This window comes from Pseudarthrobacter sulfonivorans, assembly GCF_014712225.1.
Classification (GTDB): domain Bacteria; phylum Actinomycetota; class Actinomycetes; order Actinomycetales; family Micrococcaceae; genus Arthrobacter; species Arthrobacter sulfonivorans.
Genome location: NZ_JACXBW010000001.1, coordinates 404,915 through 421,471, shown reverse-complemented (window position 1 = coordinate 421,471; position 16,557 = coordinate 404,915). Strand labels below are relative to the sequence as shown.

Below are 16,557 nucleotides of genomic sequence, written 5' to 3'. Positions count from 1 at the left end.
GTGCTTACTGTTCGAGGTCGGACTGCTGATCGGCCGAAGCGTTGGCAGCGCCCTCAATGTGCTGGGTAATCATGGCGTCCTGATCGGCCACGGCAAACGCCTGGCTGTCGATGGAGCCGATGTTCGCGGCCACGGCGGCATCGATCGGAGCAGCAACGTTGGCGTTTGCGGCGACGGCACCGTTGATCGGTGCGGCGATGTCGGCGTCGGCCGCGAGGTCCACGTTGACGTTGAGGAGGTCCCCGTCGAGGGCTGCGGCGGGATCAGCCGGCAGCGCACCGACGTCGGGCAGTGTGGGGTCCGGCAGTGAGGCATCCGGCGATGATGCGTCCGGCGCGGTTCCGGCCGGGGTCTCCGGCGCCGTGTCGGTTCCTGTGCCCTGGCTGATGATGCTGTCCTGGGCGGAATCGGCGTTCGCGTCCGCCGCGATCCCCTGGTCGATGATCACGCCCTGGTCCGCCAAGGCCTGCGCGTCCGAACCAAAGGAGAGGATGTTTGCCGAAGCCGCGGCGTCAATCGGTGCCGCCACGTTGGCGTTGGCCGCCACGGCCAGGTCGATGGGGGCCGCCGCGTCAATGCCGAGATCGAGGTCCGCGTTCAGGTCCAGGACGGAAGCAACTTCCTTGTCCGGCAGGGCGGTGGTCTGTTCCAGCAGCAGCTCATCGTCAGTCAGGGGACGCATTTCCGGGTTCATGCTCACGCAACCTCCAGTACGGCGCGGGTTGGTCTACCCCCAGCGGGCAGCCCGCGCCAGACAATAGTAAGCATGGTTAGCTTTCTCCGTCATCGGTTGCTCCGTAACTGCCGTTATGAGCGTCCAAAACGGCAGTTACGGAGCAATCGATGGGCTGTGTGCCTTAGGCGGAAGTCCCGGCAGGCTGCATTTCAGCGGCGGGTGCCGGCGTGGCACTCGGGTCGGCTTGGACGATGGCGATGATCTGCTGCTTGTACGCCTCCAGCCGGGACTGGATTTCAGAAAGCGGGACGTTCTGAAGGTTTGTGCTGTACTCGAGGTTCCTGCCGTACGCGTCGATCTCGTCCCACAGTGCTGACAGTTGATCCATCCGGTCATCACTCAGCCCACAGCCCACGCTCAGGACCAACTGGTTGGCCAGCGCATTAGTGTGGCATTCGAGGCAGTTGTAGTTCACGGCCGCGGAATGGTTCTGCGGAGCGATAATTTCGGGTCGTTCCTCTATCAGTACCACCTGGAATCCCACGGCCACCGCCGCGCAGCCCGTGCAGTGGGCAAAAGCGTACGCTTCATTGGTCGTGTCCACAGGATCGCCGTCTTCGGCCCAGACCAAAGAGAATTCCACACTGTAGGCCGCCGAGCCGTCGGTGGTGTTCACCGCCAGGGCCTGGTTGCCGTCCTCTTCCGGTTCATCCGGCGGGTCGAAAGGGAACACCCAGTCCGGTGCGGGACGTTCCCAGCCGGCAGGTGCAATTCGCAGGGCCGGTTCAACGGTGCTCCCGGCGTTTCCGGGCCGTAGCGCGGCACCGGACTGCGCAGGCACTGACGTGGTGGCGTCGGCCAGCGTTACCCGCTCTAACGGCTGGACCGGACGGTACGATTCGCCGTCGCCTCCCCATGCCCCCGTGAGCCCGGCCAGAAGGGCCGCAGCGGCCGTCAGGGCCACAACATGCTGCGGCGCCTTGCCGCGGAATTTACGCCAGAGTCGCGTCACCAGCTGCTGGGGAACCATGCTCACGTCACCTCACGTCCGGAGGGGGTTGATCTGCCCCCAGCGGACAGCACTGCATCAGACAATAGTAAGCCTGGTTACCTTTTTCGTCATCGGTTGATCCCCACCGGTTCCCTCACCTCGCAAGCTCGGCCAGGGAACCCTACCGGCGTGGGCCCTCTGCCGTTATGGGCGCCCAAAAGGGCAGTTACGGAGCAGTCGATTGGATTACCGCAGGCCAGCCCCCGGCAACAGCTCAACCGCGCCGAGGGAATCGGCGATGAACGCGTAGTCCCACGCCCGCTCGCGCCACTGGACGTATCGGCCCGATGCTCCGCCATGGCCGCCTTCCATTTCGATCTTCATGACGATCGGCTCCGTGCCGGTGGTCTTGTTCCGCAGCTCCTGGACCCACTTGGCGGGCTCAACATAGAGAACGCGGGTGTCATTGAAGGACGTCACCGCGGCGATCTTCGGGTATGCCACTTCCCGCACATTCTCGTAGGGCGAGTAGGAATTCATGTAGGCGTACACCTCAGCGTCCGTGATGGGGTTTCCCCATTCCTCCCATTCGAGGGCGGACAGCGGGAGCTCCGGGTCCAGGATGCTCGTCAGCGGGTCCACGAAGGGCACCTGCGCCACCACCGCGGCGTACTTTTCCGGCGCCAGGTTGGCCACGGCGCCCATCAGCAGGCCGCCCGCGGAGCCTCCCATGGCCGCAATCCGGGACGGCTCCACCCAGCCCGAGTCCGCCAGCCAGTCGGTGGCGGCCACGAAGTCCGTGAACGTGTTCTTCTTGGTGAGCTTCTTGCCGTCCTCGTACCAGTGCCGGCCCAGCTCGCCCCCGCCGCGGATGTGGGCGATCACAAACACCACGCCGCGGTCCAGCAGCGACAGCCGCGCGATGCCGAAACCGGGGTCCATGCTCAGCTCGTACGAGCCGTACCCGTAAACCAGCCCCGCCGCCGTCGAATCCTGCTTGATGCTCTTGTGCCGCAGGACGGAGAGCGGGATCCGCGTGCCGTCCGCGGCGGCGGCCCATTCCCGGGTGGCGACGTAGTCGGCGGCGGAGTAGCCGCCCAGCACCGGGCTTTCCTTGCGGAGCAGCAGCTCGCCGGCGGGCTGTGCCGCGGTGGGAAGGACAAAGTCGTACACGCGCGACGGCGTGAAGTAGGACGTGTAGCCCAGCCGGATGACCGGCGCCTCATAGTCGGATCCGCCGACGCCGGCCGTGTACAGCTCCTCGTCGAAGGCCGGTTCCACGGGCGGCTCCTGCGCGGCGGTGCCCAGCCCGGAAAGCCCCATCACCTGGACCCGCTCAATGGTGTCCTTGCGGACGGAGACGATCAGGTGCGTGGAGGTGACCCCTGCACCGTTGACGCGGACGTCGTCGGAATGTTCGACGACGGTGCTCCAGTGCTGCTCGGCCAGCGGCTTGGAGAGCTCGGCCGGGTCAACGAGGGAGACCATGGAGTTCACGGCGTTCCGGTTGTGCGTGATGATGATCCGCTCGGACTTTTCGCCGTCAGGGCCTTCGAGGAGGAACGGCTCCGCCTCGTAGAGCACGCGCTCGTCCCGCGAAATCACGGTGGTGAGCGCCGCCGTCGGATCGTCGAAGCGGAGCAGCCGCGTCTCGCTGTACTCGGAGCAGCCGATGCCCAGCACGAGGTGACGCCTGTCAGAGGAGAGCTCAAAGCCCAGCCACATGGCGACGTCGTCCTCCTGGTAAATCACCTCATCGTCGGTGACGGGCGTGCCCAGCACGTGGGACTTGACCTGGTAGGGGCGCCACGAATCATCCACCACGGTGTAGAAGATGCGGGTGCCGTCGGGGGAGAAGCTGACGCCGTAGAAGACGTTTTCGATGACGTCCGGCAGCAGTTCACTCGTGCGCAGGTCCTTGATGTGCAGGGTGAAGCGTTCGTCGCCGGCGTTGTCCACGGCGTAGGCGTAGAGGTTCCCGTCCACGGTGACGGCCGAGCCGCCCACGGAGAAGAACGGCTTGCCTTCAGCTTCGACGTTGCCGTCCAGCAGCACTTCCTCGCCGGGGATTTCGACGCCGGCCTGCACCGCCGGGGGAGTCCAGTCGGCCACGGGGTTGCCGGTGTCCCGGGCGCGGACCCGGCACTGGATGCCGTATTCCTTGCCCTCCGCCGAGCGGCTGAAGTACCACCAGCCGTCCTTGCGGTTCGGGACAGACAAGTCTGTCTCCTGCGTGCGGCCCTTGATTTCCTGGAAGATGGCCTCCCGCAGCGGCTCCTGATGCGCGGTGACCGCCTCCTGGTAGGCGTTCTCGGCCTTGAGGTGCTCAACCACCTCGGCAGATTCCTTTTCGCGCAGCCACTCGTAGCTGTCCACGAAGGTATCGCCGTGGTGGGTCCGCGCGTGCGGGACCTTCTTGGCGACCGGCGGCGTGAGACTGCTGGTGCTAGCGGCGTCAGGGAAAGTGACGGCCGAAGCGGGGGAGGAGTTGGCGGAATCCTGCAGCGGAGTCTGAGTCATTCCTTCAATATAGATACCCCCGCCAGCAAACGGCACGCCCGTTCGCTACCGGGGTAGCTGCCGCCCTCCCCACGGACGCCCTCTCACTTGATGTGGTCTTTTCCGGAACGCTCTGGCAGTTGCTGTCTTTAGGCTGCGTGGTTCACGTGGGGACCTGGCGCACCACGCGGGCGGGCGAGCCCACAACTCCTGGATGCCTCTCCCAACACCGTGTCTTCGGTCAGTTCCACCACCTCGGATGCGAATTCAGCCCTGTTGGTCATTCGTATGGGGGACTACAGTCAGCCCACGAGGACCTGAGGCTCCGATGATCTGGATTTCCTAGATGGCGCCTGGGTCTTATCGCGACCAACGGAAGGTCTGCAACGTGAGTCTCCCACTTTCCAGCAAAACATTCTCGGGCGGACTCATCGCCCTCCTGATCTTCAACGCGCTGTCAGCTTTTGGGGGCGCAGTACTGGCCATTGCTTTTGGCGGCGCGGGGGTCCCGTTGGAGCACCTCGCGGGCACTTGGTTCTCGTCCGTCCTTGGCTTGGGGCTCATTCTGGGCATCGTCGTCGGGGGTACGCACGCGGCCGCCGCGTTTGCGCTGGTTAGGCAGCGTCCCCGGGCTCTGCTGGTGGCTGCGGTTGCGGGCTTCGCCATGCTCATCTGGATCTTCACCGAGGTGGCCATCATCGGATACTCCTGGCTGCAGAGCCTCTATTTCGGGCTCAGTACGTTGGAACTGATCCTCGTTCTTGCCCTGCTGGGAATTGCCCCCGCAATCGTTTCTCCCGTAATCGCAGGACACTCGGCGTTGGAGGGCCCGACGAGTTCCGGGTCCCATGAAACCCCGCGGCCAGGTGAACCGGAGGGATACTCCGCGCCGGCCGCTGATCCGGGGGCTGCCGCAACGTAGAGGCTTTGAGAAAGTTACCGGCGGGAACCCCTTGAACGGTCCCCCGAGCGGTGCTAAAACGGCATTACCGGGAGGATCCGGACGCGTTCTTTTTCATCTGCCTCTTGAGGGCGGCTAGCCTTTTGGGCACGCCACAGCGCCAGATAGCGCATCGGCAGTTTGCGGGTGACCCTTCCGATAAGGTGGCCCCCGGCCTCGCCGGGGGCCATCCTTATGAGCGGCTAGCGCGTCGTACCGCGGTCGCTGCCGCGGACCGTGGCCCGCGCCGGGTCGGTGCTCCTGGACAGGAGAATGGCCAACGCAATCATGCCCGGCCCAGAATCAGGTGCAGCCAGTTGTCCGCGCTGTTTACGGGAACAAAGTTGGCCGCCCTGTCATGGCCGGAGTCATCGAAAGTCGTGTCAACCCTGCTTGTGCGGAACCAGGTACTGGTGCTATAAAAAATCTATATCAGCCAATACAGATCAGCTGATTCCAGTATGTTGAACCAGCTCTTACGAGGAGGAAAATCATGTTGATGCGTACCGATCCGTTCCGCGAACTGGACAGGCTGACCCAGCAGGTCCTCGGAACCAGCGCGCGTCCTGCGGCGATGCCCATGGACGCGTGGCGGGACGACCAGGAATTCGTTGTGGCGTTCGACCTGCCTGGAGTTAGCCCGGACTCCGTTGACCTCGACGTGGAACGAAACGTCCTGACCGTGAAGGCCCAGCGCCCCGAGCCTGCCGGGAAGGACGTCGAGCTGATCGCCTCCGAGCGACCGCGCGGAACCTTCAGCCGTCAGTTGATCCTCGGTGACACCTTGGACGTGGAACACGTCAAGGCAACGTACAACGGCGGTGTGCTGACGTTGCGGATACCGGTCGCCGAAAAGGCCAAGCCACGGAAAATCGAGATCGAGACGAAGGAGCCGCAGCACCAGCTTGCGTCGTAGCCCGCCGTCGCAGCTCCCACAGTGATGACTCCCGGCCGGTCCGGGGGTCATCACTGTGCCGAGGGAGACGTGGCCGAAGCCAACCCGCCCGCGGGCATTGAGGAAAAAGCCGGGATCAGGTAGCCAGCTCCAGCATGAGCGCCGGCAGTTCATCGGCCAGTTCGCGGGCCAGGAATCCCAGCGGGCCCAGCCTGCTGGCGAGCCTGTCGGCGGCTGCGGCATGAAGGTGCGTTCCCCAGCACGCGGCCTGGGCGTCGCTGGCACCCCGTGCGCGGAGCCCGGCGATGGTACCGGCCAGAACGTCCCCGCTGCCGGACGTACCCAGTCCGCCGTAGCCGGTGGTGATTTCCCAGAGTTCGGGACCCTCCGGCGCCTGCCCGTCAGGCGGACGCGCGATGAAGCCCTGGCAGCTGACCACCGCCTGGTACTGCCCCGCAATGTCGCGCACAGCCGATTGCAGTTGGTCCACCTCCCGGCCCAGCAGAATCCCCGCCTCCGTCGGGTTCGGGGTGAGGATCAGCCGCCCATGCCACGGTTCCAGCGCATCGCCCAACCGGGGCAGGCAGCCCAGGGCGTAGGCGTCCAGAATGATGGTGGCACCTCCGGTTCCGGAGCCCCCGTCGCTACTGCCGCCGTCGTGATCCCTTTCCAGCAGAGTCCTGAGCAAATCTTCCGTGCGGTCCGCATCGTCCAGTCCGGGCCCGATCAGAACGGCGTCGGCGCTCTCAAGATCGCCGTAAATCGGGTCCAGGCCGGAGCCCCGCACGGAGCCGTCCCTGGTTTCCGGAAGTCCTATGACGCCGGCCTCCGGGAAGCTGACAGCCAGCTGGGCGGCCACAGATTCGGCGACGGCCATGGTGAGCCTGCCCGCCCCGGCCCGGAGCGATGCGATTCCGGCCAGCAGGGCGGCGCCCGGTGTGGCCCGGGCGCCGCCGATCACCATCACCGCGCCGCGGGAGTACTTGTCCTCCCCGGCCGACGGCAGCGGCCAGCCGCGCAGCAGCGACGGCGTGACCGGCGTCGCCCGCGAGCCGGCCGCCGGCGTTCCGTCGGAGCCGGTGCCGCCAGAACCTGCCCCGTCATCGGCAGAAGGGCCATCGGCAGGCGGGCTACCGGGGGTGGACATCGGCATCCCCGGCGTGTTCGGTGACCTCGACGCCCTGGGCGGTGAGGTGGTCCGCCATGTTGAAGCTCTCCAGCGTCCACGGGCCCTGCCCCTGGGGGCGCACATAGCGGGTGATGGACGCGTTCAGGACCGAGGTGCTGGCGGCCAGGTCCAGGAGTTCGGCTTCGGTCATCCCTTCCAGGACGTAGCGGACCAGCATGATCAGGGCGTCGTGGCACACCAGCATCACCCGTTGCCCGCTGCCCAGGTTGTTCAGTTCGCCAAGGACGGAGCGCAGCCGCAGCACAACGTCCGCCCAGGACTCGCCGCCGGGCGGGCGGTAGTAGAACTTGCCCAGCCAGCGCCGGCGTTCGGCTTCGTCCGGGAGCCGCCGCTCCACGCCCTGGCGGGTGAGCATGTCCAGGATGCCGAGTTCACGGTCTCGGAGGCGCTCGTCGGTGCGGACCTTGACAGGCCACCGGGCGGTTTCCACTGCAATCTCGGCCGTCTGATGCGCCCGAACGTAAGGGGAGGACACCACGGCGTCGGGCCGGAGCTCCTCCTCGATCGACGCCAGGGCCCTGCCCAGCGCGAGCGACTGGTCCTGGCCGGTACGGGACAGCGTGACGTCCGCGTCGCGGGCGGGCACATCGATCACGTCGGCACCGGCCTGGCTGGCCTCCGTGGCCGCCACGTTGCCTTCGCTTTCGCCATGCCGGACCAGGATGAGCTCCACCGCCCCGGCCTCGCGCACTGCCTGCGTCAAACCGCTGTTTTCCAAGACAAACCACCCCATCGTCGCGCGTCCCTGCCGGTGCAGAGCCTACTGGAGGCGTACCCACTTTGGGCTTCGGATAACGCTCAGTGTGGCTTGCCACAAAGTACGCGGCCAGACCCTTGACAGGGCTTCGTTACCGCGCGGTAATTAAAAACACACTTTGTAAATTGGGGTCAATGATGAGAAACCTGATACCGAAAGGCACCCTCCGCCAGATGCTTCTGCCGCCCACGTTCGGGCTGCACATGACGAAGGCTGCAGACTTCACGGTGCTCTCCGTGGAGGTCTGGAGCACCTGTCTGGTGGTCAATATACATGTGGAATCCGCTGCCGGAGCCGCGGTCCCCGAAATCACCATCGAGGATCACTGGGGCACGGTCTACACACTGAAGGATTCGGCCAGCGTGGGCTCGCGGAACCTGCAGGTGTTCACCCCTTCCGTGCCAGCCGGCACCAGGAGCCTGACGATCAGGTCCACCGACGCCGCCGAGGCCCGCCTCGTGGTGGCCTTCGCCGTCCGCGCCATGCACGACGCCGACGACATCAGCCACGCCCCGGCTTACCAACCGCACCACCTGCGCCGCCCCGCGTAGGGTTTTGCTCGCAAGGCATCGGCCCGCCCTACCAAACGCTCTCTCACTTAACGCGGGTTTTTCACCGACGCTCTATCACTTCCCGGTGCACCGGCGTCGGCAGTGATAGAGCGTTCCGGGATTTGCCGCATTAAGTGAGAGAGCGTCCGGGGATTTCGCCCATTAAGTGAGAGAGCGTCCGGCCATAGATCGGGAAACGCTGGCGGGCGTATCCTGATCACGCAAAGGCGCATCCGCCCAGCGTGAGAGGGGAAGCTTCATGACCATCCCGCCAGTGCACGAACCCGAGCCGTTTCCGCCGGAGCCCGGGCCTGACCCGTTAACACCGGATCCCACCCATCCCGGGCACCCGGGACCGGCCAGGCCCAGCCCCGTACCAACGCCGGAGCCTCCCGGGCCGCTGCCCATCCCGGATCCGGGGCCGACGCCCCTGCACCCGGACCCCACCCGGAGTTGAACACAGATGGCCCCCGGCGCAAGCCGGGGGCCATCTGTGTTTTCGGCGCCGGCCACCCCCGTCAGCGGGCTCCCGCGTACTCGGGCAGCCTGCCTTCGCGCAAGGCCGCGGACATCTGGGCGATCCCGCCGTAGTCCGGGAACACCACCGAGGCACCGCCGGCAGCTATGCCCGTGCCGGCCGTCGGCAGTGTGAGGGATACGAAACTGTTGGGGTCGATGCCGCGCATCGCATAGGCCAGGACGGCCACGCTGACAGGGTCGAAGCCCTGGTCCACGGTGAGGTAGGTCCCGGCGAAGTTCACCAGGCCCCGCAAGGCATTGACGTCCGTGAGGACGCCGACGCTGGTCAGCCGGGCGAGGACGGCGCGGAGGAACGTCTGCTGGTTCCGGACCCGCTGGAAGTCGCCGTCCACAAAGGCGTAGCGCTCGCGGGAGAACTCCAGCGCGGCCTGTCCGTCGAGGTGGTTGACGCCCTGGGTGAACACGTGCTGGGTGTCGTGCGTGGACTGGAACGGCACGGCGACGTCCACGTCGATGCCGCCCAGCGCGTCCGTGAGTGCCCTGAACCCGTTGAAGTCCAGCATGACGGTGTGGTCAATGGGAGTGCCCGTCAGTTCGCCCACGGTCCGTGCTGCCAGCGGGATGCCGCCCACCGACAGGCTGTCGTTGATCTTGGAGGCGCCGTAGCCGGGGATGTTTACGTACAGGTCCCGCATGATGGAGACCACCTGCACGCTCCGCCGGTCTGCGGGGACGTGGACCAGCATCATGGAGTCGGCCCGCTGGTCCTGGTACTCGCCGGTGGCCTGGGTGATGGACGCCTGGTCCCTGGCGTTGGCGCGGCTGTCGCTGCCGATCAGCAGAATGTTCATGGGAACGGCAGGGAGCTCCGCGATGGGCTCGGGCGGCGGCGGAGGCGCGGGTGCCGGTGGAGGCGGCGGTGTCGTCTCGGACGGCGTGGGCGTAGGAGTTTCCGTGGCCGCGGCTGCGGGCGCAGCAACTTCCGCCGGCGGGCGGCTGAAGACGAGGGCCGATACAGCCACCACCGCCACCAACAAGAGGGACAACACGGCCGCGATCAGGCGCCGCCGTTTTTGCCCCTCAGGGGCAAGATTTTCGTGGCCCGTAGTGCCGGGGCCGATCCGCTCAGGACCGCTTGGGGTGACCATGACTTAGTGTCCGCCCCCGGGGACTGTTCCGCCATGGGGAGGCGTGTTTCGTTTTCCTAACGCTTCACGTAACCCAATGCGGGTCACTCCTTGCCCTTCCGGGGCCTGGGAGCGGCAGGAAGTGACCCCGCGTTGCTCTGCTCGCCGGCAAGTGAACGCACGACGCCGGCGTGCCGGGTTATGCGGGCGCGTTCAGCCGGGCGTGGCGCAGCACGGAGATGATCGCGGGTGCGAGTTCGTCTTCCATCTGGCGGTAGACCTCCGGCCCGCGGCGGTAGGGGTCGATGATGTCGTTCTCGAGGGAATCCGCCGGCAGCGACAGGTGCCGCACCGACGCGGCCCGGGCGGGCAGTCCGCGCCAGAAGGCGGTGTTGGCACCCAGGGGATCGCCGCCGTCGGCCGTTCCTGCACGGTCCGCCGTACCCGAGGTGCCGTCGGTGCGGTTGTCCAGAACGTCGAGCATCCGGGCAAATTCACGAATGGTGAAGGTGCGCTTGAGCAGGGACGCGTCCAGCTGAAGCACTTCGCCGCGGTGGCCGGAGGTCATGGTGAGCACCAGGTCCACGCCGCGCAGGATCTTGCCGGTCAGCTGGCGGGACACAAAGCCGTTAGGGTTCCCGCCGAACGTGCGCACGATGTCCCCCGACAGCGGCTGCATGGGGTCGCCCACCATGGCCCGGGTCCCCGCGCTGGTCACCACAAACGCGCCCGGCATCACCTGGTCCAGCCCTGCTTGCAGCAGCCGTTCGGCTACCGGGGAACGGCAGATGTTGCCGGTGCAGACGGTCAGGATTCTCACGGGGGCGGCGTCGGGGGCAGGTGCGGGGGATTCCACGGAACTTCTCTTTCCAGCCGGGGCGCCGGACCGGGTACGGCCGGGCATCTTTCAACTTAACACGAGAGGCCCCAGCGATGTCCCGACGCCCCGCCCGGACGCCCCGCCCCGGGGGCCGAAAACCCGGGACGGGACGGTGCTCAGAGGGTGCCCAGCAGGGCCTGCATCTCGATGATTTCTGCCTGCTGCGAAGTGACAATGTCCCGGCAGAGCTCGATGGTGGCCGGGTACTTCCCGGTTCGGATCTCCTGCTGGGCCATATCGATGGCGCCTTCGTGGTGGCCGATCATCTGTTCGAGGAACAACCGTACGGCGTCCGTCCCCTGGGCTGCCTTGAGCCTGTCGATGCCGCCCGCGTCCACCATGCCGCCCATCCCATGGCCGGGCATCGTGGTGGCACCCATGATGCCGGCGGGCTGGTTCCAGGTCTCCAGCCACCCCTGCATTGTCTTGATTTCCGGCGCCTGGGCTGCCTTGATTTGGCCGGCCAGGGTGGTGACTTCGGCCGGGATGCCCTGCTTGGCCAGGATGATGTCGCTCATCTCCACCGCCTGTGTGTGGTGCGGGACCATCATTTGGGCGAACATGATGTCCGCCTGGTTATGGTCGGCGTTGGCGTCCGGCATCATGCTCGCCGTGGGGCCGGCGGTGCCATGCATGCCGGACATGGCGTTTCCGCCGGCGGGGGCGGAACCGGCTGCGCAGCCGGCCAGGCCCAGGGAAGCTGCCAGCGCGGCAGCGATCGAGATGCTTCGAAGCTTCGTGTTCATGGAAGGGTCCTTTTAACGTAGGGGGAACTGGTGGTCTTGTGCGCGGCGCAGTTCCGGTTTACGTCCGGCTGATGGACAGTTCGCAGGGTGTTGGGCTGGGGGGAATGTGGACGTGGTTGACGCCCCGACCGGTGCGGCCTCCTTGTGCTGCCGGGAAGACGAGGCCGTTTTCGTGGGGCGGGAAGACCGCCAACGCGCTTGCCTTGGCGGACGGTACGCAGGACGTTCCCGGCTCGTGCACACGGTGGCACGACCCTGCACAGGAGGTGATGCCGGCGGCCACCGCGTGGCCCGCGTCCGTGTGCCCTACCAACGTGTGCCCTACCAACGGGTGGCCTACCAACGGGTGGCCTACCGCGGCGTGGTCAGCGTCGGCGTCGACCGCGTCCGTGTGGCCCGTGTGACCCCGTTCCGCCTGCAGCCCTGCCGCGTGATCACCGTGGGCGGCATGGTTGCCGGTCATCACGTGCATCCCGAAGATCCCGGCGATGATTGCCAGAACCCCTGCGGCCAGGGCTCCCCGGAGGAAGAGCGTTTGGGAAAAACCTGCATCAAGTGAGAGAGCGTCCGGGAAAAACCCGCGGTAAGTGAGAGAGCGTTTCATTGGGCGGCCGCGGGATTCAGCTTCATGCGCCGCAGGAGCTGGGCGTTGAGTGCCACAACAATCGTGGAGGCGGACATCAGTACCGCACCGGCGGCGGGCGAGAGCACTACGCCGGCGAAGGCCAGGACGCCCGCGGCCAGCGGGACGGACAGGACGTTGTAGCCGGTGGCCCACACCAGGTTCTGCCACATCTTCCGGTAGCTGGCCCGGGAGAGGTCCACCAAGGACAGCACCGCCCGCGGGTCGTTTCCGGCCAGGACAACGCCTGCCGATTCCATCGCGACGTCGGTTCCGGCGCCGATGGCGATTCCCACCTCGGCCCGGGCGAGCGCGGGGGAGTCGTTGACGCCGTCGCCCACCATCGCCACCTTCAGGCCGCGGGCCTGGAGTTCGGCGACCTTCTTGTCCTTGTCCGCGGGCAGGACCTCTGCGAACACCTCGTCGATGTGCAGCTCCTCCGCCACGGCCCGGGCCACCTGATGTGCGTCTCCGGTGATCATCGCCACCTTGATTCCACGGTTCTGAAGGGCCGCCACGGCTTGCCGGGACTCGGGCCGGACGCTGTCTTCGAGGCTGACCGCCCCGAGTACAGTGTCGCCGTCGATCACGTGCAGGACGGCGGCGCCGCGGTCCATCCAGCCCTGGGTGGAGCGCGCCCGGGAAACGGGGACGACGACGCCGAGCTCGCGCAGGAGGGCGGGCCCACCGACGTGAACGGTGCGTCCGTCCACGCTGGCGCGGACGCCGCGTCCGGTCAGCGAGCTGAAGCCTGTGGCTTGCGGCAGTGCGAGGTTCCGCTGGTTGGCGGCCCTGACGATGGCCCGGGCAACAGGATGTTCGCTGTCGGATTCGACGGCGGCGGCCAGCGCCAGCAGGCTGTCCTCGTCCGCGCCCGGCGCGACGGCAACGCTCTTCAGGTCAGGTTCGCCCGTGGTCAGCGTGCCGGTCTTGTCGAAGAGGACCACATCGATGGTGCGCATGCGTTCCAGCGCCATGCGGCTCTTGATCAGCACGCCTGCCCGGGCCGCCTGTTCAGTGGAAATGGCGATCACCAGCGGAATGGCCAGGCCCAGTGCGTGCGGGCAGGCGATCACGAGGACGGTGACGGTGCGGGTGACGGCCTCCGGCACGCTGCCCAGGAGGGTCCACACAATGAAAGTGATGATGCCGGCACCGGCCGCGAAGTAAAACAGGAATGCCGCGGCGCGGTCGGCCAGGGCCTGTGCCTTCGAGGAGGAGGCCTGGGCTTCGGCCACGAGGCGCTGGATCCCGGCCAGGGCAGTGTGTTCGCCGACTGCGGTCACCTGGACGCGGACACTGTTGTCCGTGGCCACGGTTCCTGCCACCACAGCGTCACCCACGGTCCGGGGAACCGTCTTGGACTCGCCGGTGATCATCGATTCGTCGAACTCTGCCTGGCCGTCCACAACTGTTCCGTCGGCCGGCATCCTGGCGCCGGAACGGACCAGGACAACGTCTCCCTCCCGAAGTTCCGAAACGGGCACCGTCTCCGTGCCGTCGTCGGTGACGCGGTCTGCCTCATCCGGCAGCAGTGCGGCGAGGGCATCCAAGGCGCCCTGGGCCGAGCCGAGGGCGCGCATTTCAATCCAGTGGCCGAGGAGCATGATGGCCACCAGCAAGGCCAGCTCCCACCAGAAGTCTAGGTCGAAGCCGCCGATTCCCAGGGTGGTGACCCAGGACGCTGCGAACGCCACTGTGATGGCCATGGCGATCAGGAGCATCATGCCGGGCTGGCGGTTCTTCAGCTCCTGGAGGCCGCCCTGCAGGAACGGCTGGCCGCCGTAGAAGAAGATGAACGTACCCAGCACGGCGGGGATCCAGGCCGAACCGGGGAACTCAGGCGGCATGTAGCCCAGCAGGTGCCCCACCATGGGGCTGAAGTAGACAACAGGCACCGACAGGACCAGCGTGAGCCAGAACCGGTTCTTGAACATGGCCGTGCTGTGGCCGGCATGCTGACCGTGAGTGTGCACCGTGTGGTCGTCGGCGCCGTGGTTATGGCCGCCGTGCGCCGCAGCGCCGTGGCCTGCATGGTCGTGGGCCGCGTCCCCGTGGCTATGGACGCCTACCCCGCCGGGGCGGTGGTTGTGGGAGTCATTCCCGGATCCGGACATGTCAGATCTCTTCCTTCGCGACGTAGTGATGGGCGCTGGGGTTGAACGGCTGTGACGGCGGGGCGGGGCACCGGCCTGGACATACCACTTCACTGACAACACCTCAAATATACCCCTGGGGGGTATATGCGTCAAGAGTATTCTGCCCCCTACAGATGGCCCTGCTACGAGGGGCAGGGGAATACGGCGAATCAGCGAGGACGAGCTTGGCGCCGGCCTGGACCGGGCACATCGGTATACGTAGGAGCGCATCGCTTCGGTGCAGCTCATCACTGCGCGTGAGGCGGGTCCGTTTGGATGGTCGTGGACCAATGGGACATTTGTCCGCTGGGAGTTGCTGCTGGCCCAGCTGTGCACCTTCGCCGCCCCCGGCGGTGACGTTCCAGAGTCTGGCGAGCCGTTCCTTTGAGGGCTCCCACTTGCCATTTTGCTCGTTTTGATCGAGTCGTGAAGCTCATGACGGCAGGAGCCCAGGGGCGTACGATGCGGTTCTGGGGACACAAGAGTCAGCCAGGGGAGGGGAACAATGCAGCTTCCGAGTTCGCAGCCTTCCTCGACATAGAACGTTGGCAGGCCAAGCCAGCGCTTCCCCTTACTTGAACCAACCAGTCTGCTGTGTCAGTATCTGCGTATGAATGCAGATACGCAGGCTTGTCAGCTGACGCCGGGCAGCCCGTACGTGGAGCTGGCCGTGGAAGTCTTTGCGATGCTGGCCGATGCCACCCGGGTGCGGCTGATCCTGGCCCTCCGTGACGGGGAGCTTCCCGTGAATGCGCTCGCCGAGATTGCCGGAAAATCGGCTGCGGCCGTCTCCCAGCACCTGGCCAAGATGCGGCTGGCACGGCTGGTCGCCACCCGCCAGGAGGGGACCAAGGTCTTCTACCGCCTGCAAAACGGCCACGCCTGGCAGTTGGTGGCCGACGCGATCCATCAGGCGGAGCACTCCATGGGTACAGCCCCGACCCATGGCATGGCACCCATGCCGCGGGAGGCCGGGAAATGAGCCGCAAGCAAGCCGATGCCGAAAGTCACCCGCACGCGCAGCCGGAAACGCCCGACGGCGGGACTCACCGTGCGGAGGATGGGCACCACAGCCGCGACCACAGTCACGACGGTCACGAACCTCACCACGCCTCCGCACTCAAGGGCTGGCTTCAGAACCTGTTCGTCCCGCACTCCCACGACTCCGCGGACTCCGTGGATGATGCCCTGGAGAGCAGCAGCCAGGGCATCCGGGCCGTCAAGCTCTCCCTGCTCGGACTCGGTGCGACATCGCTCTTCCAGCTGGCCATCGTCCTGATCAGCGGATCGGTGGCACTGCTGGCGGACACGGTCCACAACTTCTCCGACGCCCTCACGGCGGTCCCGCTCTGGATAGCGTTTGTGCTCGGCCGGCGGCCGGCTTCCCGGACGTTCACCTACGGTCTGGGCAAGGCCGAGGACTTGGCAGGGCTGTTCATCGTGGCCATGATCGCCCTTTCTGCGGTGGTTGCCGCCGTCGAATCCATCCGCCGCTTCTTTGAGCCGCAGCCCGTGCACAACCTGGGCTGGGTACTGGCGGCAGGGCTGGTGGGCTTTGCCGGCAATGAGTTGGTGGCCATCTACCGGATCCGGGTGGGCCGCCGGATCGGGTCGGCGGCGCTGCTCGCGGACGGCGTCCACGCCCGGACAGACGGCTTCACGTCGCTGGCCGTCATGGCCGGGGTTGTGGGCATCTGGCTGGGCTTCCCGCTGGCGGATCCCATCGTGGGCCTGCTCATTTCCGCGGCCATCGGCGTCCTGTTGTGGGGCACTGTCCGCGACGTCGGCCGGCGGCTGCTGGACGGCGTCGACCCTGCCCTTTCGGACCGGCTCGCAGCGCTGGTCGCCGAGAATGCGCCGGAGGGAAGTTCCTCGCGTCTGCGGTGGAGCGGGCACCGGCTGCACGCGGAGATCACCGTCCCGGCCACGGGCGGTACGCACCTGGGGGAGTTCGCCGCCGTCGCGCATGAACTGGAGGCGGAGGCTCGCGGCTCGCTGCGCAACCTCGGCTCGGTCACCGTGGTTCCGCTGGTGGGAAACGGTCCGGCCGGCGGCGCCCGCTGAGG

15 protein-coding genes are annotated in these 16,557 nt (G+C 66.7%); 5 read left to right on the top strand and 10 right to left on the bottom strand.

Features of this window, described 5'->3' with window-relative positions; genetic code table 11:
• Positions 1-4: 4 nt before the first annotated feature.
• The 3 genes from IAQ70_RS01965 to IAQ70_RS01955 all read right to left on the bottom strand — a co-directional run bounded on the left by IAQ70_RS01965 (position 5) and on the right by IAQ70_RS01955 (position 4,187).
• Positions 5-694 (bottom strand): peptidoglycan-binding protein, encoded by a 690-nt coding sequence (locus tag IAQ70_RS01965; RefSeq protein ID WP_223858707.1) that lies wholly within the window; start codon positions 692-694, stop codon positions 5-7.
• A gap of 163 nt (positions 695-857) precedes the next feature.
• Positions 858-1,712, bottom strand: coding sequence for a hypothetical protein (locus IAQ70_RS01960; RefSeq protein ID WP_190987605.1), 855 nt, complete (start codon positions 1,710-1,712; stop codon positions 858-860).
• Positions 1,713-1,913: 201 nt separating this feature from the next.
• On the bottom strand, positions 1,914-4,187 hold the full coding sequence (locus IAQ70_RS01955; RefSeq protein ID WP_190987604.1) for a S9 family peptidase: 2,274 nt from the start codon (positions 4,185-4,187) through the stop codon (positions 1,914-1,916).
• A gap of 367 nt (positions 4,188-4,554) precedes the next feature.
• On the opposite strand from IAQ70_RS01955, the gene IAQ70_RS01950 reads away from it, so the two are divergent.
• Positions 4,555-5,088, top strand: coding sequence for a hypothetical protein (locus tag IAQ70_RS01950; protein WP_190987603.1), 534 nt, complete (start codon positions 4,555-4,557; stop codon positions 5,086-5,088).
• Between the two features lie 511 nt (positions 5,089-5,599).
• Positions 5,600-6,022 (top strand): Hsp20/alpha crystallin family protein, encoded by a 423-nt coding sequence (locus tag IAQ70_RS01945; RefSeq protein ID WP_190987602.1) that lies wholly within the window; start codon positions 5,600-5,602, stop codon positions 6,020-6,022.
• 115 nt (positions 6,023-6,137) lie between these two features.
• Here IAQ70_RS01945 and IAQ70_RS01940 read toward each other — a convergent pair whose 3' ends face one another.
• Positions 6,138-7,148, bottom strand: coding sequence for an NAD(P)H-hydrate dehydratase (locus IAQ70_RS01940; RefSeq protein WP_190987601.1), 1,011 nt, complete (start codon positions 7,146-7,148; stop codon positions 6,138-6,140).
• Complete coding sequence (locus tag IAQ70_RS01935; RefSeq protein WP_190987600.1) at positions 7,132-7,923, bottom strand: histidine phosphatase family protein; 792 nt, start codon at positions 7,921-7,923, stop codon at positions 7,132-7,134. Before IAQ70_RS01935 ends, IAQ70_RS01940 begins: the two co-directional genes overlap by 17 nt.
• A gap of 161 nt (positions 7,924-8,084) precedes the next feature.
• Here IAQ70_RS01935 and IAQ70_RS01930 point away from each other — a divergent pair, with 161 nt between their 5' ends.
• Positions 8,085-8,498, top strand: coding sequence for a hypothetical protein (locus tag IAQ70_RS01930; RefSeq protein ID WP_223858603.1), 414 nt, complete (start codon positions 8,085-8,087; stop codon positions 8,496-8,498).
• 518 nt (positions 8,499-9,016) lie between these two features.
• Here IAQ70_RS01930 and IAQ70_RS01925 read toward each other — a convergent pair.
• From IAQ70_RS01925 to IAQ70_RS01905, 5 genes are all read right to left on the bottom strand, one after another.
• A complete protein-coding gene (locus IAQ70_RS01925; RefSeq protein ID WP_190987599.1) occupies positions 9,017-10,126 on the bottom strand; it encodes an LCP family protein in 1,110 nt (369 codons plus the stop codon).
• A 178-nt stretch (positions 10,127-10,304) separates the two neighbouring features.
• Positions 10,305-10,961, bottom strand: coding sequence for an arsenate reductase/protein-tyrosine-phosphatase family protein (locus IAQ70_RS01920; RefSeq protein WP_317983551.1), 657 nt, complete (start codon positions 10,959-10,961; stop codon positions 10,305-10,307).
• A 140-nt stretch (positions 10,962-11,101) separates the two neighbouring features.
• Positions 11,102-11,731, bottom strand: coding sequence for a DUF305 domain-containing protein (locus tag IAQ70_RS01915; RefSeq protein ID WP_190987597.1), 630 nt, complete (start codon positions 11,729-11,731; stop codon positions 11,102-11,104).
• Between the two features lie 58 nt (positions 11,732-11,789).
• A complete protein-coding gene (locus tag IAQ70_RS01910; RefSeq protein WP_190987596.1) occupies positions 11,790-12,335 on the bottom strand; it encodes a hypothetical protein in 546 nt (181 codons plus the stop codon).
• Positions 12,332-14,470 (bottom strand): heavy metal translocating P-type ATPase, encoded by a 2,139-nt coding sequence (locus tag IAQ70_RS01905; protein WP_190987595.1) that lies wholly within the window; start codon positions 14,468-14,470, stop codon positions 12,332-12,334. Before IAQ70_RS01905 ends, IAQ70_RS01910 begins: the two co-directional genes overlap by 4 nt.
• A 631-nt stretch (positions 14,471-15,101) precedes the next feature.
• On the opposite strand from IAQ70_RS01905, the gene IAQ70_RS01900 reads away from it, so the two are divergent.
• Both IAQ70_RS01900 and IAQ70_RS01895 read left to right on the top strand, forming a co-directional pair.
• On the top strand, positions 15,102-15,473 hold the full coding sequence (locus tag IAQ70_RS01900; RefSeq protein WP_190987594.1) for an ArsR/SmtB family transcription factor: 372 nt from the start codon (positions 15,102-15,104) through the stop codon (positions 15,471-15,473).
• A complete protein-coding gene (locus IAQ70_RS01895) occupies positions 15,470-16,555 on the top strand; it encodes a cation diffusion facilitator family transporter (protein ID WP_190987593.1) in 1,086 nt (361 codons plus the stop codon). The genes IAQ70_RS01900 and IAQ70_RS01895 overlap by 4 nt, the downstream gene beginning before the upstream one ends.
• Positions 16,556-16,557: the final 2 nt, after the last annotated feature.